Source organism: Streptococcus parasanguinis (assembly GCF_001578955.1).
GTDB lineage: Bacteria > Bacillota > Bacilli > Lactobacillales > Streptococcaceae > Streptococcus > Streptococcus parasanguinis_U.
In genome coordinates, this window is the sequence record NZ_KQ969788.1 from 1 (window position 1) to 235 (window position 235).

Annotated in this window: 1 protein-coding gene; it reads left to right on the plus strand. The window is 36.6% G+C overall.

Translation table 11 applies throughout. The features are described from left to right. Nucleotides 1-206 (plus strand): PRD domain-containing protein (locus tag SPADD19_RS11235; RefSeq protein ID WP_128861654.1); only part of this gene is annotated, 206 nt, incomplete at its 5' end. Between the last annotated feature and the right edge of the window lie 29 nt (nucleotides 207-235).

A 235-nucleotide genomic window follows, 5' to 3' on the forward strand; every position in this document is an offset into this window, starting at 1 on the left:
ATCTCAATTATTTCCTAGATTCGCTAGATAAGGGAAGAGAAGACCCAGAAGGTTTGAGCGAGATGGAACAACTGATTCAGCTAAGTTATCCAAAGGCTTATGAGATTAGTCATCAAATCTACCAAACCATCGCTGAACAGACAGGAGCCAAGATATCTCCTAATGAAAAAGTCTATTTAGCCCTTCATATTCAACGTCTATTATAAAAATTTTCAAAAGGTATCATAAGGAGGAA